Raw genomic sequence first — 23,311 nt, forward strand, 5'->3', positions numbered from 1 at the left:
ACGAAGGTTTTTGCCGTGGGACTGCCGACTCTGGGGCAAATGAATCCCGACGCTGTCCGGAGGTGGGTATCGTGACCCGCGGTCTGACCGAGATTACGGTCGTCGGCGAAGACGATACGGGTCTCATCGCGGAAGTGACCTCGCTCCTGTTCGAGCGCAGCATCAACATCGAGGACCTCGACCAGGCCGTCCGGGAGGGCGTCTTCCGGATGACCATGCGCGTCGACACGTCCGGGATGGTGACGACGGAGGAGAAACTCCGCGACGACCTCACCGAACTCGGCGACGACCTCGGCGTCGACGTGCAGGTCCGGTTCCCCGCCGACCGCGAGACCCAGACAATCGCCGTCCTCGCCACGAAGGAGTCACACTGCCTGGAGGCGCTGTTCGAGGCGTGGGCCAACGGCGACCTCGGGGCGGACATCGAGGTAGTCATCGGGAACCACGACGACCTCGAGCCGCTGGCGGCCAAATACGACGTCCCGTTCCACGACATCGGCGACGAGAAGGGGACGCCGGACGAGGAGCAACTGCTCGACCTGCTCGCGCAGTACGACGCCGACCTCATCGCGCTGGCCCGGTACATGCGTATCCTCTCGCCCGATGTCGTCTTCCGCTACGAGAGCCGCATCATCAACGTCCACCCGAGCCTGCTGCCTGCCTTCCCCGGCGCGTCGGCGTACATGCAGGCCATCGAGGAGGGCGTCCGCATCGCCGGGGTCACTGCCCACTACGTGACGACGGACTTGGACCAGGGACCGATTATCACCCAGCGGGCGTTCAACGTCCCCGACGACGCCACCGAAGAAGAGCTCCGGCAGATCGGCCAGCCGCTGGAAGCCGAGGCGCTCATCGAGGCCATCAAGCTCCATCTTAACGACGAGGTGACCGTCCACCGTGGCCGGACGAAACTTCGGGACCCGGAGGAAGCGGACACACAGCTCGGCGCACCGGAGAAACTCGACCACCTGAACCCCGACCGGCCGATCGACGGACTCGGCGAGTTCGTCGCCGACGACGACGAGGTCGAAGCGGACGACTGAGCTCTCCGGACGGCAGCGGCAGCGAGCGGCCCACGAAAACGGTACCAGAATCCGGGCGTCACATTCTCACCGACACGGAGCGTTCACCGGCCGACGGCTCAGCCGACGAGAAGCGACAGGACCACCGCGACGGTCATTATAGGCTGAACAGGCGCAATACCACGCCGTTCACGGCGTGGATACGCGCCGTCACTCAGTGACTCTTTCCACCGACTCCGACAGGCCGGATATTCCATGTCAAACACATACTTTAGTACACTCTGTTTCATAACTGGTTATGAACACAGTACGATGCTGAAGACGACCCGCACCTATGTCGCACGCATCACGAACCACAGTCAAGTTCGTGACGACCTCAATCTGTGCGGGTTTGCTGCATCGAAACTGTGGAACGTCGGTCGCTACTATATCCAACAACGGTGGGATGACGATGGCGAAATACCCGACGAAGCCGAACTGAAATCGGAGTTGAAAGGCCACGAACGCTACAGTGACCTCCATTCTCAGTCAAGTCAGCGAGTTCTCGAAGAACTTGCTGAGGCGTTCACGGGCTGGTACAACTCCGACGACGGCAACAACCCACCGGGCTACCGGAAACGTGGCGACGACCATCCACGCTCCACCGTGACGTGGAAACAGAAGGGCATCAAACACGACGACAAGCACGGCCAACTCCGGCTCTCAAAAGGCTTCAACCTGAAAGAGAATCGGTCTGACTACATCCTCGCGGAGTACGAAACCCGCCCCGACGTACAGGTGGAGAACATCCAACAGGTGCGTGCCGTCTGGACCGGCAACCGCTGGGAACTGCACCTCGTCTGCAAGAAGGAAATTCCCGTCGAGGACGCCCCCGGCGAGAAGACGGCGGGTATCGACCTCGGCATTAGTAACTACCTCGCCATCGACTACGAGGACGGTCCCTCGGAGCTGTATCCGGGGAATGTGTTGAAAGAGGACAAGCACTACTTCACCCGCGAGGAGTACCAGACCGAAGGCGAGAACGGCCCAAGCAAACGTGCGCGAAAGGCTCGTCGGAAACTCTCCCGGCGCAAAGACCACTTCCTCCACACGCTCCCGAAACACATCGTTGAGCGGTGTGTCGAAGAAGGCGTGGAGAAGATAGCAGTTGGCGACCTCAGTGAGATTCGAGAGGACGACGACGGCGGGTCACGGGATTGGGGAGCGTCGGGGAACAAGAAGTTGCACGGCTGGGAGTTCGACCGATTCGCCCGTCTGCTTGAATACAAAGCCGAAGAACACGGTATCCTCGTTGACCGCGTTGACGAGGAGAACACCTCTAAGACGTGTTCGTGTTGCGGGCAGATTCGAGATAGCAACCGTGTGGAGCGTGGTCTGTACGTTTGTTCGTCGTGCGAGACGACGATGAACGCAGACGTGAACGGAGCGGTGAACATCCGACGAAAGATAACTCAGAGTCCCCCAACCGGGGATATGAGTAACGGCTGGTTGGCACAGCCCGGAGTCTACCTGTTCGACCGCGAGAGCGGACGGTTCACACCGAGAGAACAGGGAGACTGCAAACCCTAATATCCCAACGCTCGGGATTCCTCCGACTTCAGGCGGAGGAGGATGTCAAGACGAACAGCACGACGAGCATCCAGAACATGAAGCGGTCGGCTCCGTCCATATCTCGAGTGGCAGGTCGGCCGACACAAAAACCGCACTCCGGACTGTCCGGAACTGCACTGTGGCTCGTCCTGCCGGCCGTAAGCGCTGCAGGACTCTCGCCACCCGATATCTCCACGAAGTTTCGTCCAACAGTCTCAGTCGAGATACGGCCGGACACGCGATGGCAGGTCGAACCGGTCGACGAGTCGCTCCGCGACGACGAAGGCAACCACTCCGATTACCACGCCGGCCACGGTGTCTGAGAGGTAGTGCGTGCCGAGGTACACCCGAGAGAACGCGATCGTCGCAGCGAGGGCGACCGCGACGCCGTACGGGAGCCGCGGCGACTTCCGCGCGGTCATCGCGAAGACCACGACGGCGGCCGCGTGGCCGGAGGGAAACGACGTGGCGACGCTCTCGGTCTCCCCGGTCATACACACCGGGCTCGGCGGGAACGGCCGCTGTACCGTCTGCATGAGCACCCCGACGACCACGCCGGTCAGTGCCAGCGCCACACTGGCCCACAGGAGCTCTTCCTCCCAGCCGGCCAGATAGAACAGGCCCAGAAACACGACCGCTGCCGAGGCCGAGCCGAGGCCGGTCACCGACGTCATGACCTTCGTGGCGAGGGGGCCGCGGAGGTCGAGTATCAGCGACACGCTCCGCTCGTCGATCTCGACGACGAACTCGAGTACGTCCGTGAGGAACTGCTCCATGTACTCTGTCGGGAGGGGCCGCCACGGTAAATTGTCACTGGACGGTGGAACCGTGCCGCGGTCGCCGCTTGGCCGCGGGGTATCGCCGAGAAGCGGTCGGCTCGGTCACTACACGACCACAGCACGGCAGCGAGGCGTGTCGGGAAGCGCACGGCCCACCGGATGCGGGGTCGCGTATCAATCCCGTCCGCTCGCGAGCGACCCGGGCAGCCGCCCACTGACAGCGAGGGAATCACGACCGAACACCAGTAGCGACGGCGCGAGCACGACCGGTGCGGCTGTCCAGACGAGCGCCGCCGGGACCGTCGGGACCAGCGCGACCGTAATGAAGGCCATCTGGACGCCCGCCAGGTACTTCCCGAGGTTGCTGTCCGGCGTGTCGTACACCGGCCGGTCCCGGTACTGTCGCCAGTAGATAACGGACAGAAACAGGTAGCGGGCCGCCGATATCGAGAGGTACCAGACGGGAAGTCGCCCCCACAGTACCGCGACCAGCGGGGCCGCAACGAAGCCGAACGTGTCGAAGGCCATGTCGAGGCGAGTGCCCAGTTCGGTTTGCTCGCCGACGGTCCGGGCCACGGCCCCGTCCAGCCGGTCTAGCACTGCGCCGGTCCCGTAACAGATTGCGGGGAGCCACGCGAGGCCGGTAGACGGTGGGACGACGACGAACCCGGCGACGACGGCGTACAGCCCGCCACGCAGGACCGTCAGGCCGTTCGCCAGCCCGACGAGGGTGCTGACGATTCGGGTCGTGTCGACGGAGCGGCCGACGTACCACAGCTGGCCGGCCCAGCAACAGCCGGCGATGCTCGCGGGATGGAACACCCACCGGAACATCTCGTCCGGCGGGAACAGGCCCCGGAGCAACACGGCGAGCACGAGCGCGCCGACGACCGGCATCGCCACGCGCAGGCCGACCCGGACCGGCAGGTCACCGTACCGCTCTGCCATCGCCACCTCCCGACCCGGACTGGCGGACGCGACAGCTGGCTCCTGGGAGACGACGCAGTCCGGCACCGATGTGGCTCGCTCGAATCATCCGATTGTCACTACTTCGTGGCGGGCACGCTTAAGCGCAGGACCAAACTGGTCAGGACTGCTGGCGGAGCAATACGACGAGAACCGCGAGGAGTACGACCTGGGCGACCTTGTCGATACCACCCAGCGTTCCGATATCACCCGGGAACGACTTCGGGCCGGCGGCGAAGTTGAGGTAGTACCAGGCGACAATCTGGACCAGCGTGAACGGGATACCCGCGGCGTACACCGCCTGCCGACGGTAGTCCACCAGCACGAGCGCGACCGCTCCGAGAAAGCCCAGGCCGGCGAGGATGAAACTGATGCCAAGCGGCGACGGGGCGAACCCGACGCCGAGTCTGATGTGAATGACCGCGGAAACCAGAGCGGCGACGATACCCGTCCACTCCAGTCCACCGAGCGACGCAGTACGGAGGGACAGCCCCTGTGTTTCGGCTGTTGCCATACCGGACCGTTTGGGTGTCTCTCACATAACCGTACTGCCAGAACACTCGGCTCACTGCTCGAAACCTGGACCCGCAGCGCTCCGATGCATCATCACCCTAGCGCCCACGAACAGGCTGGTTCACACGCACACGGTGGCTGGCGGGTGAGACGACGGAACAGCAATCCCTCCGCTCTACAGTTCGCTGGCGGCGCTGACGGCGTCACCGAGCGGTGGCGCGTCGAACACGTCCCCGCCGACGTAGGCGTTCGTGCCGGCACAGTAGAGGTCGCGCGCGACCCGAATCACGCTGTCATCAAGCGGTGCGGGCGACTCGTCACAGAGCGATTTCCAGTCGGCGATGCCCTCCGCGTCGGCCCGCTGTTTGGCCTCGCTCACGGCCTCGACCCACTCGGGCTGGGTGCGCTTGTGGTACTGGCGGATGACCTCCTTCGAGACCTGCTGGCCCCCGTAGGAGAAGCGGTTCTCGTCGAACGTGCCGACCACGTCGGCCACGCGGATCTCCCCGTCGTGGTACAGACACTCGATTTTCCCGTCCTCGTGGACCAGGTCGGCCTCGGCGGCCTGCCTGGTGACGATGTGGTTGACCGCGCGAGCCAGCTCTTCCAGGCGGTCGATGCTGGCGGTGCCGGCGATCCGGTCGGCCGCTTCCCGGTCGAGATACCGGTCCTGCTCCTCGTATTTCGTCGAGAACTCCACGATGGGCTCCTCGAGGTCGACGACCTCCTCGGGCCAGGTGTCGTAGTCGAGCCCGTGGTCTGTGGGGTCAGTCCGGGACCGCAGCGACGACCCGACGCCGACGCGGTTCCGGAAGACTATCTCCAGCGGGACGAGGTAGTTCTCGTTTGCCGCCTCGTGGTAGGCGTCGTAGTCGTAGCTCCCGCCCTCGAAGGGTAGGTCCAGGACCTGTGTGAGTGCGATGACCATCTCCTCGGGGGCGGTGTCGGCCGACAGCGCCTCGCCGAGGTCGAGCACTTCGTCGCCGTCGGGGAGCCTGACGCCCTCGTAGTGTGTCGGGACGTGGTTCTCCTCCAGCAGCTGGAAGTTGTAGGCGCCCATCGTACACAGCGACGCGCCCTTGTCCGGAATCTGGTCCGGCATCTTGCCCCAGTCGAACACGGAGTAGTCGTCCGTGAACACGAACGCGCCGCGGCCGAGCCCCTCGGCCGTCGCCGGTTCGTCCACGCGGAATTCCTTGACGCTCGTCATTGTGCCCGCCTTTCGCGCCGGGGACAAAGACGTTTCTCACTCGCCCTCGGAGGGCAGTGTTTTCCGTCGCGGTCCCGACCGGTCGCCTGATGGCTCCCAGTCTGCTGGTCGAGGCTGTGATCATCGTCGCCGCGACGGTCGCTATCTGGAAAGGGAGCGACTGGCTCGAGTCCTCGAGCGAACGGCTCGCGACCTACTACGGGCTCCCCGAAGTCGTCCAGGGCGCGATAATCGTCGCCGTCGGGTCCAGTTTCCCGGAGGTCGCGACCGTCGTCGTCGCGGCGCTCGGCGGGTCGATGCCGCTCGGCGTCGGCGCGATCGTCGGCTCGGCCATCTTCAACGTTCTCGTCATCCCCGCAGTCGCGGGCGTCGCGACCGACGACCCGCTCGAATCGAACCGGACGCTGGTGTACAAGGAAGCCCAGTTCTACATGCTGGCCGTCTCCGTGTTGCTCATCACGTTCGCGCTGGCGGTCATCTACTACCCCGGCGAGGCGACGCTGACCGGCGTCGTCACGCGACCGCTGGCGGCGATTCCGCTCGCGCTCTACGGGCTGTACGTCTTCATCCAGTACCAGGACACGGCCGACCACGACCCGGGAGCGGACTGGACCGCCGATATCGCCGTCAGGCGGCAGTGGCTCTTTCTCCTGCTCGGACTCGCCGTCATCCTCGTGGCCGTGGAGAACCTGGTCCACGCCGTCGGCGTCGTCGGACGCGCCGCCGGCGTCCAGGAGTTCCTGCTCGGCGTGACGATTCTCGCGGCGGCGACGAGCCTCCCCGACACGCTCGTCAGCGTCAGGGCGGCCCGCGACGACCGCGGGGTCACGTCGCTTGCCAACGTCCTCGGCTCTAACACCTTCGACCTGCTCGTCGCCATCCCGCTCGGCGTGCTCATCGCCGGCGCCTGGACCGTCGACTTCGCGATGGCCGTCCCGATGTTCGGCGTCCTGACCGCCGCGACGATACTCCTGTTTACCGTGCTCCGGACCGACCTCGTGTTGAGCGAACTCGAATCGTACGCGCTGCTTTGCGCCTACGCGGTATTCGTCGCCTGGGTCATCGTCGAGACTGTGGGCTGGGTCGGCGGCGTATTGCCGAGCTGATGGGGCGCCCCGCGAACCGCGGCCATCGGTGGCCGGTCGCTGTCCCGCAACACGGGGACCTGTCGACCCTGTGGGCCGTGTGCGGACCCATACGCTTTTAGCCGTTCTTTCCCTCCTGTCCAGCAATGCCGGACGTCCCAGAGACCGTCGGTACGCCGGACGGGTCCGTCGAGTTCGAGCACCGTCCGACGACTGACCAGTCGTTCGAGAACGCGCTTGCCAAGGCGAGAAACGGGACGCGACTGACGGTCGCCGACGCAGTCGAACTCCTCACCACGGGCACCGACCGGGACGGCATCGACCGCTACCGGAAAGAACAGGTGCTCGAAGCGGCCGACCGGCGCCGGGCCGAGGTCGTCGGCGACGAGGTCACCTTTGTCGCGAACCTCAACAACAACGTCACGACGGCCTGCAACACCGGCTGTCTGTTCTGTAACTTCAAGGACCGCTCCGAGCAGTTCCGCAGCGACTACCAGGAGGACCACGGCGGCTTCACCAAGACGCCGGCCGAATCCCGCGAAATCGTAGAGAACGCCCTCGACCGCGGCATCTACGAGGTCTGTTCGGTGTCGGGCCTCCACCCCGCGCTCGCGCTGGACGACGAACACCGGGAGCGACTGGAGACGAGCGACCGCGGCGACCTGAACTACCGCTCGCCCGAGGAGTACGAGAAAGACCCGGCCACCTACTGCGAGCAACTACGGGCGATGAACGTCGGCGGCGTCCACCTCCACTCGATGACCCCTGAGGAGGCCTACCACGCCCGCCGTGGCACCGACTGGTCCTACGAGGAGGTGTTCAGCCGGCTCAAAGACGCCGGCCTCGACAGCGTTCCGGGCACGGCCGCGGAGATTCTCGTCGACGAGGTCCGGGACGTCATCTGTCCGGGGAAGATTCGAACCGACGAGTGGCTCGAGGCGATGGAGGCGGCCGCGTCGGTCGGCCTCGACATGACCTCGACGATGATGTACGGCCACGTCGAGAACGAGCGCCACCGCGCGCTGCACCTGAAGCGCATCCGCGACCTGCAGGACCGGACCGGCGCTATCACGGAGTTCGTCCCGCTGTCGTTCGTCCACGAGGAGACGCCGCTGTACGAGCGGGGCATGGTCGAGTCGGGCGCGACGGTCGACGAGGACGAACTGCTGATAGCCGTCTCGCGACTGTTCCTCGACAACGTCGAGCACATCCAGTCCTCGTGGGTCAAATACGGCGACACGCAGGGCCTGAAGATGCTCACCTGCGGCGCGGACGACTTCATGGGGACCATCCTCTCCGAGGAGATCACCAAGCGCGCCGGCGGCGACTACGGCGAGTTCCGGTCGTTCCAGGAGTACGCTGACATGGTCACGGCTATCGGGCGGACGCCGGTCGAGCGGTCGACGGACTACGAACAGCGCCGCGTCATCGACCCCGACGCCGACACGCTTGGGCCACAACTCGGGCCACAGGCCGACGGAACGCCGTTGCTCGACTGAATCTGAGAAAGTAGACCACGGCTGGACACTGGCCGTGGCCGACGTGGTAGAGTATTTCGCCTGGAACGGCTGTCAGAGGCACGTCCAGGCATGATATATATTGGTGCGCCAGCGTATGTGTAGATACTGCCTAGAGGACTAGGCGATTAAAACCAACAGTGTGTCCCGACTGTGACGACTGCTCAGACGCAGCGGTCGGTCGCCGGTGTCACAGATTTACGCCCCGGTCCAGTATCGACCGGAACCGGCTGCCGGCGTCGTCGTCGGCCTCGATGGCCGCCTCGATGGGCTCCGAGAGCCAGCCGCCCTCCGCGAAGCGGTCGTAGACGGGCAACCGCTCCGTCAGGGGGACCTCGGCGGCGTCGGCGACGGCCGTCAGTTCCTTTAGCGCCGGCCACTCGTACTCGGGGTTGATGTGGTCGACTGTGACCGGCGAGACGCCGCCCAGGTCGTCGATGCCGCAGTCGGTCAGGTCCCGGGCGGGCGCGAGGTTCGGGGGGACCTGCACGGATACCTCCTCGGGAAGCCCCGCGCGGGCCATCGCCGTCACCCGGCGCATCGTCGCCAGGTCCGGGGAGCCGCCCTGCCAGCGCTCGTTCTCGACGACGGGCTGGACGATGACCTCCTGGATGTGGCCGTACCGTTCGTGCATCTCGCGGATGGCGAGCAGGCTCTCGGCCCGGTGGTGCCAGTCCTCGCCGATGCCGACGAGGATACCGGTCGTGAACGGAACGCCGAGTTCGCCGGCCACGCGGAGGGTGTTGAGCCGCTGGCCGGGGGTCTTCGCCCGCGGACCGCCGTGGGCCTGGACGTCCGTGGTCGTCTCCAGCATCACGCCCATCGAGGCGTTCAGGTCGGCGACGTGGGCCATCTGCTCGCGCGTCTGGTCGCCCGGATTCGCGTGCGGGAGCAACCCCTCCTCCAGCGCGATTTCGCAGGCCTCCCGGAGGTACTCGTGGATCGAGTCGTGGCCCCACTCGGCGAGTCGGTCGTGGACGGCGGTGTAGCGGTCGTCCGGGTCGTCGCCGAAGGTGAACAGCGCCTCGGTACAGCCGGCGTCGGCCCCGCGGCGACAGGTCTCCCGGATTTCGCCGGGGTCCATCAGCTCCGCCTGCCCCGGCGGGTCGTAGTACGTGCAGTACGTGCAGGTGTACCGGCAGGCGGTCGTCAGCGGCAGGAACACGTTCCGGCAGTACGACAGCGCCGACGCGGCCTCGACGTCCTCCGGCATCACCGACAGCAGTTCCTCGATGTCGGCGTCCCGGATCTCGATATCGATGTCGTACGCGTCCGTGCCGGGTATCACGTCCCGGGGTCTGCACCCCACGGACAAAAACCTTCACTCGCGGCTCACGGTGACACGGCCGTCTGTGAGCGACAGACTGAAACCGGCGTCGTCGAGCCAGTCGGCGGCCGCGCCGTCGCTGTGTAACAGCACCTCCGCGAGGTCGCCCGGTTCGTCGATGTCGGTCGCGAGCAGCCGGGAGTCGACCTCGGCGACGCTCGCGCCCGCCTCTCGGGCGAGCCGCCGGTGGTCGCGTATCGACGCGCCGTGGTAGTCGACCCTGAACTCGGGGTGCCGGCAGACGAAGGCGTTCGTCCCGCCGCCCAGCCCCGGGGCCAGCACAACGTCTGCGTCGGGGGCGAGCAGTCGCTCGACGGTTTTCGAGGTTGCGAGCGGCAGGTCCGCCATCACGACTGCGAGCGTCCCGTCACCTTCCTTCACCGTCGATTCGAGCAGGGCGTTGACGAGGGCGTCGAGCCCGCGGTCATCGACAGTGACCGGCGCGGCACAGTCGAGCGGTGCCGTCGAGACGACCTCGGGTTCCCGGCCCGCCGCTGTCACCGCGTCGACGACGTCCGCGAGCATCGCTTCGGTGAACTCGCGGCGCTCATCGGGAGACAGAACGGATGCAAGCCGCGTTTTGGGGTCAGACCCCGAGACGGGGACGACGAGACGCATTACAGCTTGGAGTAGTCGTCCCCACCCATCTGGGTGTACGCGTAGTAGCCGCCACCGACCAGCAACAGGAGGACGACGAGCCCGCCACCGACCAGCAGGAGCGTTCGCTGGGTCTGGGCGCTCTGCTGGGCCTGCTGGGCCTGCCCCTCGGCCTGCCCGGCGAGGTCCTGGGCGTTCTGGAAGTTGCCGTTCTCGTAGGAGGAGACGGCGCTATCGACAAGGTCCTCGGCGTCCTCGTTCCCGCCGGCCGCGTCGATTGCGGCCTGTGCGTCGTCGATTGCCTGCCTGGCCGCCTGACTCTCTTCGGTGTAGTGGTGTGCGGTGTCGTTGCGGAACTCGTCCTCGTTGTTCCCGCTGATCCGGCTGAGGGAGGCGACCTGGTAGTTCTGTGCCGGCTCGTACGTGTAGTTCGAGATAGCCGGCGCCGTGCCGACGAGCTCGACGCGAACCTCGTCACCGTTGTCGTCGATGTCCAGGTCCTGCTCGAAGGACTGGTCGCCGTAGGTCTCCTGGCTCACCTGGTCACCCGCGCGCAGTACGGTGACCGTCCAGCTGACGTTCCGGAGCTCGGTCGAGCCGGCGAGCGCCCACTCGTTCGGTGCGTCGGTGAACGGGTCGTCTATCGTGTACGTCACCGATACCTCCTCGTTGACAGCCGTCTCGCTCGGAACGCCGTCGGCAGAGACAGAGAACGCACTCGCTGTGCCGGCAGTCGCGAGCAAGGCGACAACACAGAGGAGTGCGGCGGTCTTGTTAGAACAGCGGATCAAGTTCATCTTCGTCGTCTTCGACTAAGTCCTCTAAGTTATCTTCGCTTTGGTTACGGATATCGTCGATGTTATCCTGGGCCTCGATGGCGACCTGCTGGAGTTCCTTGATTCGCGGAACGTTGTGCACGCCGGCCAGCATGATAGATGCGGCCACTTTCGGGGCGTTTGTCGGGTAGTCGCCGCCGCGGACCTCCATCGAGCCGGTCTGCTCCTCGAGCCACTTCCGGCCGCGCTCGATTCCCTTCCGGTTCAGATGCTCCGGCGGGCCGGCCATCACGAGGAGGGCGCGCTCCGCGCCTTCGATCTCACAGGGGAGCGTCAGCCGCCCGAGCGCGGCTTTCCGGACGAGCGACGTGATGCGGTTCGTCGTGTTCGCCGTGTCCATCCCGTCGTCAGACGAGTCGTCGCCTTTGAACCGCGAGAGCAGGCCGCCGCCGCCCGAGGATACTTCCACGTCCTCGGAGGCGTAGCCGACGGTGGAGACGCCGCCGCCGTCGAGCGTGTTGATGATCTCCGAGGAGTCGACGACGCTCTCGGCGACGTTGTCGCCGGCCTCGACCTCGCCGGCCCCGAACAGCACGCCGAAGCGCCGGACGATCTCCTCGTTGATGTGGTCGTAGCCGCCCTCGACGGACTCGCCGGTCTGTCGCCAGGCGTCGTTGTCGAACACCATGAGGTTGTCCACCTCGCGGACGAACGTCTGGAACGAGCGGGCGGCGTTGAGGGTGTAGATGCCACCCTCGTCGCTGCCCGGCAGGACGCCCAGGCCGTACACCGGTTCGGTGTAGATACGCTTGAGGTGTTTCGCGACGACCGGCGACCCGCCCGACCCCGTCCCGCCGCCGAGCCCGGCGACGATGAGGAAGGCGTCGACTTCGTGGACAGGGATGTTGTCGATCGCGCCCTGAACCTCGTCGATGTCCTCTTCGGCGATTTCCGCGCCGAGTTCGTTGTCTGCGCCCACGCCGTGGCCCTTCACGCGGGCCTGGCCGATGAGCACTCGATTCTCCTCCGGAATGTGTTCTAGCCCAAGCAGGTCTGCTTTGGCTGTATTAACTGCAACAGCCGAGCGGACGATTCCCGAGCCGGTCTCCTTGTCGTACTCGAGGAACTTGTCCACGATTTTGCCACCGGCCTGCCCGAAGCCGATCATCGCCAGTTTCATTATATGGTTCTCCGCTTAAAGGGTCAAAGAGCGATAGCGAGTATAAGTGTTTTGCCCGGCTCTCAGCCCTGAGAATCATAGTTGAAAATCAATACTGCCTAACACGATAGTCTGTAGGAGGAAGCTACTGTCGCTACTTATCCGCGGAGATACCCGCTGAGTGTGGTTAAAGAGTCACTACTGACGCCGAACGCGTCGATGTCGTTCGTCGCTGGACTGTTATCGAATTTGAGTGAGCGGTACTGGTCGGCACCCATCGGGAACCCGACGCTCCCGAGGACAGAGAGACCGACTTTCGCCAGCGGCATCGGGAGCGGGACGATGGTTACCGAAGACCCCTCAGCATCGTACACCTGGTTGGTCACATCCCTGAGCGTCAGCACCTCCGGCCCACCAATCTCGTAGGTCTCGCCGACGTGGTCATCGGATTCGATACTGTCGACGAGCATCGGGACGAAGTCGCCGACCCAGATGGGCTGGAACTTCGTCTGCTTTCCGCCGCCGGGGAGCGGATACAGCGGAACGCCCGGCGCGAACATCCCCTTGAGGCGCTTCGTGAAGGAGACGAACTCCCCGCCCTCGCCGAAGACGACCGACGGCCGGAAAATGGTCCAGTCCAGCGAGGACTGCGTGACGACCTGCTCGGCACGGCCCTTCGCCCGGATGTAGTGTGTGTCGCCGTCGGGGTCCGCACCCAGCGCACTTAACTGGACGAACCGGTCGACGCCGTGCTCTTCTGCGGCCTGTACGCTGTTTTCGGTCCCGCCGAGATGGATGCGCTCGTGCATCTTGTCGCCGCCATCTGGCTTGAACAGGGGCGACAACGCGACCAGATAGTACACCGCGTCCTGGCCCTCGAACGCGCTCTCGATGCTGTCGTACTCCGTGACGTCCCCGGCGACGGTCTCGACGCCGTCGGGAAGCGTCGCGTCCGCCGGTGACCGGGACAGCGCAGTGACAGCGTGTCCCTGATTGTCGAGTTCACGGCACAGGTGCTGCCCGATGAATCCAGTCCCGCCAACGACAAGTACGTCCATGCCACCCTGTAGGACCGGTACGCCCGTAAAAGTGAGCGTATTCAATCGGTCCGCGGTCCGTCCCTCCCTGTCAGATAGCGCACCTTTCCCGTCGGTCGGGGCGCTTACGTCCCCCCACACAGATTGTGTGGTATGCTCGTCACGCTCGAAGGACTGGACGGGAGCGGCAAGACGACTGTGTGGGACCGACTGCGAAGCGACGACGCGGTCCCCGACGATGCCGTGTTCACGCGCGAACCGACCGACACCTGGTACGGGGACGCCGTCCAGCGCTCCATCGACGACGACGACGCGGACTCGCTGGCCGAACTGTTTCTCTACACGGCTGACCACGCCGCGCATCTCTCGGATACGGTCCGGCCGGCGCTCCGCGAGAATCGGCTCGTCGTCTCCGACCGCTACAGCGACTCGCGGTACGCCTATCAGGGCGCGACACTCGCGGAACGGGGGACCTTCGACGACCCGCTATCGTACGTCCGTGACGTCCACGCCCCCTGGACCCGGCCGCCGGACCGGACCGTGTATCTGGACCTCGACCCCGAAACCGCCGCACGGCGAAGCGGCGCGACGAACAAGTTCGAGACCGCAGACTATCTCACGACGGTTCGTGACAACTACGAGCGACTCATCGAAAGCGACCCGGAGCGGTTCGTCCGCGTCGACGCGACCGCCGACCCGGACACCGTGTACGAGCGGGTCCGAGCGGCGGTTCTGGGCTAGTCCATCGACGCCGGCAGTTCGACCTCGTCCGGGGCGGGCATCCAGAAGTAGTCGAACGTGATCCCGATAGCGAGTGGAATGACGACCGTCACGAGGATGACGGCCGTCTGGCTCCCGAGGTTCGCACCGAGTCTGAACACCCCACTCAACACCAGCAGGAAGACGACCATGACCACCGGACAGAGGAGCAGCGAGTAGACGAGACTCCCCCACCGCGTGTGCAAGCGGACGCGGAAAAAGCGCGTCATGAGCGCCGTCACAGCACTGTTGACCAGCACGATGACGAGCAGGCCGATGATACCGGCGACACTGACCATACCTGCCGTAGGGCGGCAAGTCCCTTTGCCGTGTCGGAACAGCCCGGTTACTCCAGGCCTTTGCCGTGTCGGAACAGCCCGATTACTCCAGGCACATGTACGTGCGCGTGTCGGCGACACCGTCGAGGTCCCTGACGTGACCCGAGACCGACTTCATGATGTCGTACACCTCTGTACCCGTCGCTTCGGCGATGATGTCGTACTGCCCGGCGACGATGTGTGCCTCGGTGATGCCCTCGGCCTCACGAACTGCCGCGAGGAGCTCTTCGGATTTACCGGCAGCCGTCTTGATCATAATGAACGCGCTAACCATGTCGTGGTATGTCGCAGCATAGCACGAAAAAGGTTCGGTCACGGGAAAACAACGTCTGTAATGTTTGCCGGCGTGGTCATGGCGTCCGGTGGTTCTACCGGGTGGGTACTTTTATTCACCCCCGTCCCATAGGGGTGGGTATGCGATTCGTTATCGTGGGTGCAGGCCGTGTCGGACTCCGGACGGCTCGCGTCCTGCAAGAGAGTGGCCACGAAGTTGTGCTCATCGAGCGCGATGAGAACGCGGTCGAGCGCGCACGGACGGCCGGCTTCGAGGTGATTGCGGGCGACGGCGCCATAGAGGAGACGCTTGGCAACGCCGATCTGGAAGCCGCCGACGCGCTCGGAGCGCTCACCGGCGATTTAAACGACAACTTCGTCGCCTGTATGATCGCCAAGGAACACGGTTGTCGCACCGTCATGCGCATCGACGAGGACTACCGCGAGGAGATCTACCGACGCTACGCCTCCGACGTCGACGAGATTATCTACCCGGAACGGCTGGGGGCTATCGCCGCGAAGAACGCGCTGCTGGGCGGGAACATCCGCGCAGTCGCCGACATCGCACAGAACCTCCAGCTCGTGGAGTTCACCATTCAGAAGCAATCGCCGATGGAGGGGTACTCGCTGTCGGAACTGGAGCTCCCGTCGGACTCCCGGCTGATGGCCCACAGTAAAGGCGAGGCCCCGCTTGCCATCCCCGACCCGGACGAAACGCTGGACGCGGGCGACCGGGTCGTGATACTTGCCGACTTCGAGACGCTTTCTGACGTCCGCAGCATCGTTGTCGGCGAGGCAGGTCGTGCCACCGCGCTCGGAGGTGCCTGAACATGGTCATTGCCTACGTTATGGTCAAAGCCCACACTGGTGACGCGGACCGTCTGAAAGACGACATCGAGGCCGTCGACGGCGTCGTCGAGGCCCACATCGTCGCCGGCGACGTCGACTTCATCGCGAAAGTGAACGTGGAGACGCCCGCTGAAGTCAAGGACGTCGCGGCGACGCACATCCAGGACATCCAGGGCGTCGAAACGACACAGACCTATATCGCGATGGACTGACAGGGACTGCTGGCCCACGACCGCCGACTGCGGGCAGTCCATGCGGACGTGAAGTCTCCGTCTGTGCGACGCGGCCGCGGTTTTCCGCACAGACCGGGACAGCTACAGCGGCGTCCCGCCGCGGGTCCCGTCGCTCCCGCCGGTACTCGCCGAATCGAGCAGGTCAGCCACGACGCCGACGTAGTCGTAGCCGGGGATGACGCCCTCGACGTACGTCCCCTCGACGTACTCGACGAAGGTTTTCGCGACGTCCGCGGCCTGCCGTTCGCCGCCCATCGTGTACTCGAAGGTGACCACGACCTGCTCGCCGTCCTCGACGACGCTGTAGTCGTCCAGTTCGACGGCCGTGCGGGTCGCTTTCGGCGCGTCCTCCAGCCGCCGCTCCAGCGTCTCGAACCAGCCGTCGATGACGGCGGCACCGACCTCGTCGCTCGTCGCGGCCTGCAGCGACGGCGCTTTGACCGTAACCTCGTAGTTCGTCCGCCACTCTTCCCCCTCGGTCGCGGTTACGCGGCCGTCGAAGTTCGTCGTCTCGACAGCGTAGCTGTCTCCGGCCGGGACGAGCGCATCGTGTCGGTCGAACGCCTCGGCAACGTCGTCTGGCACATCAGTCATTACGCCGGTATAGGCCGTAGACGAGCAAAAACGCGTCGTGTCCGGACCGTCCGAGTCGCCTGTCGCTTCCTACGTGCCGTCCGAACGGCGACCCGAATCTGTGGCCCACACATCTGTGCCACATCTGGCGTGAGTGGAACTGCCGAGTGTGTCACAGACAGCGTCGGCACAGCAGACCCTGTGACTCACTGGCTGTTCGCGACAGAACCCGAGGGATTCACACGCTCTCACCGTCGTTCGAGCGAACTCATGCGAGGGATGGGATTCGAACCCACGGACCCCTACGGGAGCGGGTCTTAAGCCCACCGCCTTTGGCCAAGCTCGGCTACCCTCGCGCAGATTGAACTCTGCGGGGGCTGATGAATGGTCCTTTCGATATGCCTGTGATACCTGTGGCAAATGTGCCACGCCGAGGATACGAACTAGACTGCTGCTTTGGACTGATTATACGCCTTCTGCATCAGGTTCTGTGAGAGTATTACCCGGAAACAACCCATGGATTTATTATAGCAACACTTCACGATATCAGTGGGTCACGTTAGCATGACGCTGCCTGAGTCCTCCAACCGATCCGGCGTATCACGGCGACAACTGTTACGAGCGCTTGCGGGCGGTAGCGCGGCTGCCTTCCTCGCTGGCTGCCAGGGTCCGACTGACGGTGGCGACGGCGGCGGCGGGACCGGTGAGGGTGGCGGCGGTGGCGGCAGCGACGGCGAGAGCGGTGGCTCGCGGCTCCGGCTCGCACAGGCGAAGTCGCCGGTGGAGTTCGACCCTGTCGTTCTCAACGACGTCCCGTCGCTGGAAGTGGCGATGATGATCTTCGACCCGCTGTACGCGTACAACGAGGACGGGACCGAACTCGTGCCGAAGGTCGCGGCGGAGATGCCGACCGTCGAGCGGGACGGCCAGCGGTGGATCGTCCCGCTGAACAGCGACGTGACGTTCCAGAACGGCGACACCGTCACTGCGGAGGACGTGAAACACACGTTCCTCGCGCCGGTCGAGGAGGAGACGGAAAACGCCGGCGAGGTCAACATGATCGACTCCATCACCGCCGTCGACGAGGAGACGGTGCAGTTCGATCTGAAGTACCAGTTCGGCGCGTTCAAGTACTACACGAACCGCAATATCGTCCCCAAGAGCGTCCGGACGGAGGACCGCGAGGCGTTCAACAAGGACGACCCGGTCGGCTCCGGCCCGTTCACGCTGGAGCGCTGGAGCGAGGGCGAATCCGTGGTGCTCTCCCGGTGGGACGACTACTGGGACGAACCGATGCCGAACCTCTCGACGCTCGAGTTCGTCCCCGTCGAGGAGCCGACCACCCGCATCACGACGCTGAAAAACGGGAAGAACGACGTCGTGAAGAACATTCCGCCGAAGTCGTGGGGCACGGTCGAGGAGATGGGCGGCGCGAACATCGAATCCGCCCTCGGCATGAGCTACTTCTACCTCGCGTTCAACTGCAACGAGGGGCCGACCGCAGACCCCGAGGTCCGGGAGGCCATCGACTACGCCTTCTCGATGCAGACGGCTGTGGAACGGTTCGTCGAACCCTCCGGCGTGCGGGCCGTCTCGCCGATCCCAAAGACGCTCGCGGAGGCCTGGGAGTTCCCGCAGGACGAGTGGGCCGAGATAACACACGAGCAGGACATCGACCAGGCGAAGTCGATGCTCGACGACAACGACAACGTCCCCGACGACTGGCAGGCCCGCATCATCGTCCCGCCGGACGAGAAGCGCGAGCAGATCGGCACCTCGGTCGCAAACGGGCTCAAGGAGGCCGGCTACGACGCCTCGGTCCAGCGACTGGACTGGGGCGCGTTCCTCGACCAGTACGTCTCGGGGAGCGCCGACGACTACAACATGTTCACGCTGGGCTGGTCCGGGTCGCCCGACCCAGACACGTTCATGTACTTCCTGTTCTCCCAGGAGCAGATCGGCGTCACCAACGGGACGTACTACCGCAACGACGAGGTCGACTCGGCCATCATGGACGCCCGCCAGGAGACCGACCGCGAGACGCGCCGTGAGCTGTACGCGTCTGCGGTGGAGACGATCGTGCAGGACCGGCCACACATCCCGTCGTACACGCTGAAAAACAGCTTCGGCGTCCGCGACCGGGTGCAGGACTTCATGGCCCACCCCATAGACCAGTTCTCGCTCGTCAGCGAGTTCAACAACGCCTCCGTCCAGTAGACCGGCCGGCTCTCTCGAGTACATATGAGTCTGTTACGCTATTCGGGGCGACGGGTCGTCCAGGCCGTGCCCGTACTCCTCGGTGTCGTCGCCATCACGTTCGCGCTCATCAACGCCGCGCCGGGCAACCCCGTCGAGATAATGCTCGGCCCGTCGCCGAACCAGGCGGCCGTCGAGACGCTCAAGGCCAAGTACGGCCTCGACCAGCCGCTGTACGTTCGCTTCTGGAAGTACCTCGTCAACCTCGTCCAGCTCGATATGGGCCGGAGCATCTACTACGACGCGCCGGTCACGACGAAAATCGCCCAGCGGCTCCCGCAGACGGTCCTGCTGATGACGTCGAGTTTCGCCTTCGCCATCGCGACGGCGGTCCCGCTCGGCGTCATCTCGGCCAAGCGCCGGAACAAGCCGACCGACCACGTCACCCGAATCGTCTCGCTCGTCGGCGTGAGCACGCCGTCGTTCTGGATCGGGCTGGTCCTCATCGTCCTGTTCTCGTACAACCTCGGCGTGTTACCGGCGACGAACCTCGTCATGCCGTGGGCCCATCCCTCGACCGTCACCGGCGCGAGCACCCGGCTCGGCGTCCTCTACGTCGCGGGCGCACACCTCCTCCTGCCGATGCTGTCGCTCGGAACGCTCCAGATGGCGGCGATAACGCGCATCGAGCGGTCGTCGATGCTTGAGGTGCTGTCCGACGACTACGTCCGCCTCGCGCGTGCCTACGGGGTCAAGGAGCGGACGATTCTCCGGAAACACGCCTTCCGGAACGCACAGCTGCCGGTCATCACCATCATCGGCCTGCAGTTGACGACCGCAATCGGCGGGGCGGTGCTGACCGAGACTGTGTTCGAGATCAACGGGATGGGGCGGCTCATCGTCAGTTCCATCTCACGACAGGACTTCCCGGTCGTGATGGGGACGACGCTCGTGTTCGCGTTCGTGTTCGTCGTCGGCGTCATCATCACGGACATCTCCTACGCGTACGTCGACCCGCGGGTCTCATACGGTGATCAGGAGTAACTATGGCTACGACACATTCGGATTCGGAGACGATGGGCGGCGAATCGGTTGACGACGTCGAGCAGTCGGCCGCTCCGGTCGAGGCCCGCGTCGGCTGGCGCTACACGCTCGCCCAGGTGCGGAAAGACCCGACGGCCTTCGCCGGGCTCGTTATCATCGCGGTCGCCTCGTTCGTCGCACTGGTGACGACTATCGACGCCGTCGTCTTCGAGTATCTGGCCCAGTATCAGGTGTTCGCCCAGTTCGGCGTCGAGAAGTACTGGTTGGCCAAGACCCTCTGGATGAGCCCGACGGCGGAGCCGGCCGGGACGACCACCCTGTTGCCGCCAGTCGGCATGGAGAACACGTTCGGCCAGGGGACCTGGGCGCATCCGCTCGGCACCGACGACCGCGGCCGGGACATCCTGCTTCGCCTGATATACGGGACGCGCATCGCGATACTGGTCGGCGTGCTGGCGACCACGATCGGTCTCGTCGGCGGGATGGTCATCGGGGCCGTGTCGGGGTACTACGGCGGCTGGACCGACGACGTGCTGATGCGTCTCGCCGAGACGCTGTACGCCATTCCCTTCCTCGTTCTGGTGCTTGCGTTCATCGCCGCGTTCGGCCGCAGCATCACCTTCGCGATGATCGGCGTCGGCGTCGCCTCCATCCCGAAGTTCGCGCGACTCATCCGCTCGCGCGTCGTCAGCGTACGGGAGGACGAGTACGTGGAGGCGGCGAAGGCGGCCGGCGTCCGGGACCGGAACATCATCTTCCGGCACGTCATCCCGAACAGTTTCGCGCCGGTGCTCGTCCAGGCGACGCTGCAGGTGGGGACGGCCATCATCATCATCGCCGGGCTCTCCTTTCTCGGGTTCGGTATCCAGCCCCCGACCCCGTCCTGGGGACAGATGCTGTCGGTCTCCCGCAACTACATGATTCAGAACCCGTGGTTCAGCGTCTGGCCGGGGCTGTGCATCCTCGTCACCGTGGTCGCGTTCAACATGTTCGGTGACGGCCTCAGAGACGCGCTCGACCCCCGACTCAACAACTAACCATGTCTCCCCCACTCCTCCGCGTCGACGACCTCGAAGTCCAGTTTTTCACCGAAGACGGCGTCGTCCGGGCCGTCGACGGCATCAGTTTCGACGTCCACGAGGGCGAGCTGGTCGGCCTGGTCGGCGAGTCCGGAGCCGGCAAGAGCGTCGCCGTCTCGGCGATCATGCGACTGGTCGAGTCGCCGGGTCGGATTGTCGGCGGCCGCATCGAGTTCAACGGCGAGACGCTCATCGAAGTCGAGCGGGACGCCGACGGCGAGCCCTACCGCACCGACGCGACGATACCGGCCGGCGAACTCCGCGAGCGAATCCGTGGCCGGGAGATCGCGATCATCTTCCAGGACCCGATGGAGTCGCTCAATCCGGTGTTTACCGTCGGCAGTCAGCTCCGGGAGTTCATCGAGCTCAACCGCGACCTCTCGGCGGGGGACGCTCGAGAGATGGCGGTACAGATGCTCCGCGAGGTCGGTATTCCGGAGGCCGCGGCCCGGTACGACGACTATCCCCACCAGTTCTCCGGCGGGATGCGCCAGCGCGTGCTCATCGCGATGGCGCTGGCCTGCGAGCCGTCGCTCATCATCGCCGACGAGCCGACGACGGCGCTTGACGTGACCGTCGAGGCCCAGATCCTCGACCTCGTCGAGGAGCTACAGGACCGGTACGACACCAGTTTCGTCTGGGTGACTCACGACATGGGCGTCGTCGCCGAAATCTGCGACCGGGTGAACGTGATGTACCTCGGCGAGATCGTCGAACAGGCCCCCGTCGACGACCTGTTCTACGACACGAAACACCCCTACACCGAAGCGCTACTGGACTCCGTCCCGCGGCCCGACGAGACCGTCGAGGAACTGAACCCGATCAAGGGGGTGATGCCGGAGGCGATAAACCCGCCCGCGGGCTGTCGGTTCCACACGCGCTGTCCGGAGGCCCGCGAGGCCTGCAAGACGACGAATCCCGACTGTCGGGATGTCACCGACGCCACCACGGAACACCGGGCCGCCTGTCTCAAACACGACGTTTTCGAGACGGCATACGAGGGGTCGCCGCCGCTTGAGACCGGGAGCGGCGGCGGGTTCGACGTGTCACTGTCGGGCGGTGAGACCGATGACTGAACGCGCCAGTTCGGTGTCCGAGGGCGCAGACACCGTCGGCTTCGGCGAGCCGCTCGTGGAGCTACAGAACGTCAGCAAGTACTTTGCGAACGACGAGGGGATGTTCTCCTGGCTCTCTTTCGACCGCGACGCCGACGGGCTCCCGGTCGGAACCGGTCGCGAATGGGTCAGAGCCGTCGAGGATGTCTCTTTCACCATCCGCAAGGGCGAGACCCTGGGACTGGTCGGGGAGTCGGGCTGTGGCAAGAGCACGCTCGCACGGACCGTCCTCCGCCTGCTGGAGCCGACCGAGGGGAGCATCTACTTCAAGGGGACCGACCTGGCCGACCTCTCGGGCGAGCGGCTCCGGAACACCCGCAAGGACATCCAGATGATCTTCCAGGACCCCCAGTCGTCGCTGGACCCCCGGATGAAAGTCGGGAAGATCGTCGAGGAGCCGATGCAGGCCCACGGAATGCTGGACCGCGAGGGCCGGGCCGCCCGGGCCCAGGAACTGCTGGAGAAGGTCGGTCTGGACCCGCAACACTACAACCGGTACCCCCACGCCTTCTCCGGCGGGCAACGCCAGCGCATCAACCTCGCCCGGGCGCTGTCGGTCAACCCCGACTTCATCGTCTGTGACGAACCGGTCAGCGCGCTGGACGTGTCGATCCAGGCGCAGGTACTGAACACCATGCGGGACCTCCAAGAGGAGTTCGGCCTCACCTACCTGTTCATCGCCCACGACCTCTCTGTCATCAGGCACATCTCCGACCGCGTGGCGGTGATGTACCTGGGGCAACTGGTCGAACTGGCCGACAAGCGGGAGCTGTTCGAGCACCCGAGCCATCCGTACACACAGGCGCTGCTGGACTCGATTCCCGTGCCGGACCCGCGGGCCGACGGCCACCGCGGCGTGCTGGAAGGCGACGTTCCCTCGCCCATCGACCCGCCCTCTGGCTGTCGGTTTCGGACCCGCTGTCCGGAGCTCATCGCCCCCGCGGAGTACGACCTGACCGACGGCGAGTGGGAGCAGGTGCGGTCGTTCACCCGTCACGTCAAGCGCCGTGATTTCACCGAGACGGACCCCGACGCCCTCCGAACGCGGTTCTTCGACGGCTCGCTACCCGGCGGCGAGGCCGGCGCTCTCCTGTCGGACGCGATAGACGACATCGCCGCCGGGGACTGGGAGACGGCGTCAGAGCGGCTGCTCGAGGGGTTTGCCGAACAGAGTATCTGCGCAAAGGAGGAGCCCGAGTACGAGGTCGAACCGGAACACGGGACCGACCGCCACACGGTCGCCTGCCACCTCTGTCGCGACGGCCAGGACTGAC

General features: G+C 65.1%; 24 protein-coding genes and 1 tRNA gene. 12 read left to right on the plus strand and 13 right to left on the minus strand.

Features of this window, described 5'->3' with window-relative positions; all coding sequences use genetic code 11:
• Positions 1-62: 62 nt before the first annotated feature.
• Positions 63-1,043, plus strand: a complete 981-nt coding sequence (locus tag KZ498_RS05480; protein WP_312617498.1) for a formyltetrahydrofolate deformylase — start codon at positions 63-65, stop codon at positions 1,041-1,043.
• Positions 1,044-1,334: 291 nt separating this feature from the next.
• A complete protein-coding gene (locus KZ498_RS05485; RefSeq protein ID WP_312617500.1) occupies positions 1,335-2,591 on the plus strand; it encodes a transposase in 1,257 nt (418 codons plus the stop codon).
• A gap of 236 nt (positions 2,592-2,827) precedes the next feature.
• On the opposite strand, the gene KZ498_RS05490 is transcribed toward KZ498_RS05485, so the two are convergent.
• The 4 genes from KZ498_RS05490 to KZ498_RS05505 all read right to left on the minus strand — a co-directional run bounded on the left by KZ498_RS05490 (position 2,828) and on the right by KZ498_RS05505 (position 6,080).
• Positions 2,828-3,388 (minus strand): phosphatase PAP2 family protein, encoded by a 561-nt coding sequence (locus KZ498_RS05490; protein ID WP_312617502.1) that lies wholly within the window; start codon positions 3,386-3,388, stop codon positions 2,828-2,830.
• Positions 3,389-3,565: 177 nt separating this feature from the next.
• Entirely contained in the window at positions 3,566-4,339 is a 774-nt protein-coding gene (locus KZ498_RS05495) for a CDP-alcohol phosphatidyltransferase family protein (protein WP_312617504.1), read from the minus strand.
• 139 nt (positions 4,340-4,478) lie between these two features.
• Positions 4,479-4,871: a hypothetical protein gene (locus KZ498_RS05500; protein WP_312617506.1), complete on the minus strand. Its 393-nt coding sequence runs from the start codon at positions 4,869-4,871 to the stop codon at positions 4,479-4,481.
• 174 nt (positions 4,872-5,045) lie between these two features.
• The gene (locus tag KZ498_RS05505; RefSeq protein ID WP_312617508.1) at positions 5,046-6,080 is read right to left on the minus strand and encodes a phosphoribosylaminoimidazolesuccinocarboxamide synthase; all 1,035 of its coding nucleotides are present in this window, start codon (positions 6,078-6,080) and stop codon (positions 5,046-5,048) included.
• A gap of 89 nt (positions 6,081-6,169) precedes the next feature.
• Between KZ498_RS05505 and KZ498_RS05510 the strand changes: the two genes are divergently transcribed.
• The gene (locus tag KZ498_RS05510) at positions 6,170-7,186 is read left to right on the plus strand and encodes a sodium:calcium antiporter (protein WP_312617509.1); all 1,017 of its coding nucleotides are present in this window, start codon (positions 6,170-6,172) and stop codon (positions 7,184-7,186) included.
• A gap of 125 nt (positions 7,187-7,311) precedes the next feature.
• Positions 7,312-8,664, plus strand: coding sequence for a 7,8-didemethyl-8-hydroxy-5-deazariboflavin synthase subunit CofH (gene cofH, locus KZ498_RS05515; RefSeq protein ID WP_312617510.1), 1,353 nt, complete (start codon positions 7,312-7,314; stop codon positions 8,662-8,664).
• 208 nt (positions 8,665-8,872) lie between these two features.
• On the opposite strand, the gene cofG is transcribed toward cofH, so the two are convergent.
• From cofG to KZ498_RS05540, 5 genes are all read right to left on the minus strand, one after another.
• Positions 8,873-9,970, minus strand: coding sequence for a 7,8-didemethyl-8-hydroxy-5-deazariboflavin synthase subunit CofG (gene cofG, locus KZ498_RS05520; RefSeq protein ID WP_312617511.1), 1,098 nt, complete (start codon positions 9,968-9,970; stop codon positions 8,873-8,875).
• Positions 9,971-10,003: 33 nt separating this feature from the next.
• The gene (cofC, locus tag KZ498_RS05525; RefSeq protein ID WP_312617513.1) at positions 10,004-10,627 is read right to left on the minus strand and encodes a 2-phospho-L-lactate guanylyltransferase; all 624 of its coding nucleotides are present in this window, start codon (positions 10,625-10,627) and stop codon (positions 10,004-10,006) included.
• Positions 10,627-11,403 carry a hypothetical protein gene (locus KZ498_RS05530; RefSeq protein WP_312617514.1) on the minus strand — a complete coding sequence of 259 codons (777 nt, stop codon included), beginning with the start codon at positions 11,401-11,403 and terminating at the stop codon, positions 10,627-10,629. The genes cofC and KZ498_RS05530 overlap by 1 nt, the downstream gene beginning before the upstream one ends.
• Complete coding sequence (locus KZ498_RS05535; protein ID WP_312617516.1) at positions 11,381-12,562, minus strand: tubulin/FtsZ family protein; 1,182 nt, start codon at positions 12,560-12,562, stop codon at positions 11,381-11,383. Before KZ498_RS05535 ends, KZ498_RS05530 begins: the two co-directional genes overlap by 23 nt.
• A gap of 137 nt (positions 12,563-12,699) precedes the next feature.
• On the minus strand, positions 12,700-13,599 hold the full coding sequence (locus tag KZ498_RS05540) for a complex I NDUFA9 subunit family protein (protein ID WP_312617518.1): 900 nt from the start codon (positions 13,597-13,599) through the stop codon (positions 12,700-12,702).
• 132 nt (positions 13,600-13,731) lie between these two features.
• Here KZ498_RS05540 and tmk point away from each other — a divergent pair, with 132 nt between their 5' ends.
• On the plus strand, positions 13,732-14,319 hold the full coding sequence (gene tmk, locus KZ498_RS05545; protein WP_312617519.1) for a dTMP kinase: 588 nt from the start codon (positions 13,732-13,734) through the stop codon (positions 14,317-14,319).
• Here tmk and KZ498_RS05550 read toward each other — a convergent pair.
• Positions 14,316-14,636 carry a hypothetical protein gene (locus KZ498_RS05550; protein WP_312617521.1) on the minus strand — a complete coding sequence of 107 codons (321 nt, stop codon included), beginning with the start codon at positions 14,634-14,636 and terminating at the stop codon, positions 14,316-14,318. The genes tmk and KZ498_RS05550 overlap by 4 nt on opposite strands.
• Before the next feature lie 82 nt (positions 14,637-14,718).
• A complete protein-coding gene (locus tag KZ498_RS05555) occupies positions 14,719-14,949 on the minus strand; it encodes an Lrp/AsnC ligand binding domain-containing protein (protein ID WP_312617522.1) in 231 nt (76 codons plus the stop codon).
• 140 nt (positions 14,950-15,089) lie between these two features.
• On the opposite strand from KZ498_RS05555, the gene KZ498_RS05560 reads away from it, so the two are divergent.
• Both KZ498_RS05560 and KZ498_RS05565 read left to right on the plus strand, forming a co-directional pair.
• On the plus strand, positions 15,090-15,776 hold the full coding sequence (locus KZ498_RS05560) for a TrkA family potassium uptake protein (RefSeq protein WP_312617523.1): 687 nt from the start codon (positions 15,090-15,092) through the stop codon (positions 15,774-15,776).
• A 2-nt stretch (positions 15,777-15,778) separates the two neighbouring features.
• Entirely contained in the window at positions 15,779-16,009 is a 231-nt protein-coding gene (locus KZ498_RS05565) for an Lrp/AsnC ligand binding domain-containing protein (RefSeq protein WP_312617524.1), read from the plus strand.
• Between the two features lie 102 nt (positions 16,010-16,111).
• On the opposite strand, the gene KZ498_RS05570 is transcribed toward KZ498_RS05565, so the two are convergent.
• Both KZ498_RS05570 and KZ498_RS05575 read right to left on the minus strand, forming a co-directional pair.
• Positions 16,112-16,624, minus strand: a complete 513-nt coding sequence (locus KZ498_RS05570) for a DUF5813 family protein (RefSeq protein ID WP_312617526.1) — start codon at positions 16,622-16,624, stop codon at positions 16,112-16,114.
• A 250-nt stretch (positions 16,625-16,874) separates the two neighbouring features.
• Positions 16,875-16,959, minus strand: a tRNA-Leu gene (locus tag KZ498_RS05575).
• Positions 16,960-17,167: 208 nt separating this feature from the next.
• Here KZ498_RS05575 and KZ498_RS05580 point away from each other — a divergent pair.
• Genes KZ498_RS05580 through KZ498_RS05600 form a run of 5 tightly spaced genes read left to right on the plus strand, consistent with a single transcriptional unit; the run spans position 17,168 to position 23,310 of the window.
• Entirely contained in the window at positions 17,168-18,820 is a 1,653-nt protein-coding gene (locus KZ498_RS05580) for an ABC transporter substrate-binding protein (RefSeq protein ID WP_312617527.1), read from the plus strand.
• Positions 18,821-18,844: 24 nt separating this feature from the next.
• Positions 18,845-19,843: an ABC transporter permease gene (locus KZ498_RS05585; protein ID WP_312617528.1), complete on the plus strand. Its 999-nt coding sequence runs from the start codon at positions 18,845-18,847 to the stop codon at positions 19,841-19,843.
• Positions 19,844-19,845: 2 nt separating this feature from the next.
• Positions 19,846-20,880: an ABC transporter permease gene (locus tag KZ498_RS05590; protein ID WP_312617530.1), complete on the plus strand. Its 1,035-nt coding sequence runs from the start codon at positions 19,846-19,848 to the stop codon at positions 20,878-20,880.
• Positions 20,881-20,882: 2 nt separating this feature from the next.
• A complete protein-coding gene (locus KZ498_RS05595; RefSeq protein WP_312617532.1) occupies positions 20,883-21,998 on the plus strand; it encodes an ABC transporter ATP-binding protein in 1,116 nt (371 codons plus the stop codon).
• Positions 21,991-23,310, plus strand: coding sequence for an ABC transporter ATP-binding protein (locus tag KZ498_RS05600; protein ID WP_312617534.1), 1,320 nt, complete (start codon positions 21,991-21,993; stop codon positions 23,308-23,310). Before KZ498_RS05595 ends, KZ498_RS05600 begins: the two co-directional genes overlap by 8 nt.
• Position 23,311: the final 1 nt, after the last annotated feature.

Source organism: Haloarcula sp. 1CSR25-25 (assembly GCF_032027985.1).
Lineage (GTDB): Archaea > Halobacteriota > Halobacteria > Halobacteriales > Haloarculaceae > Haloarcula.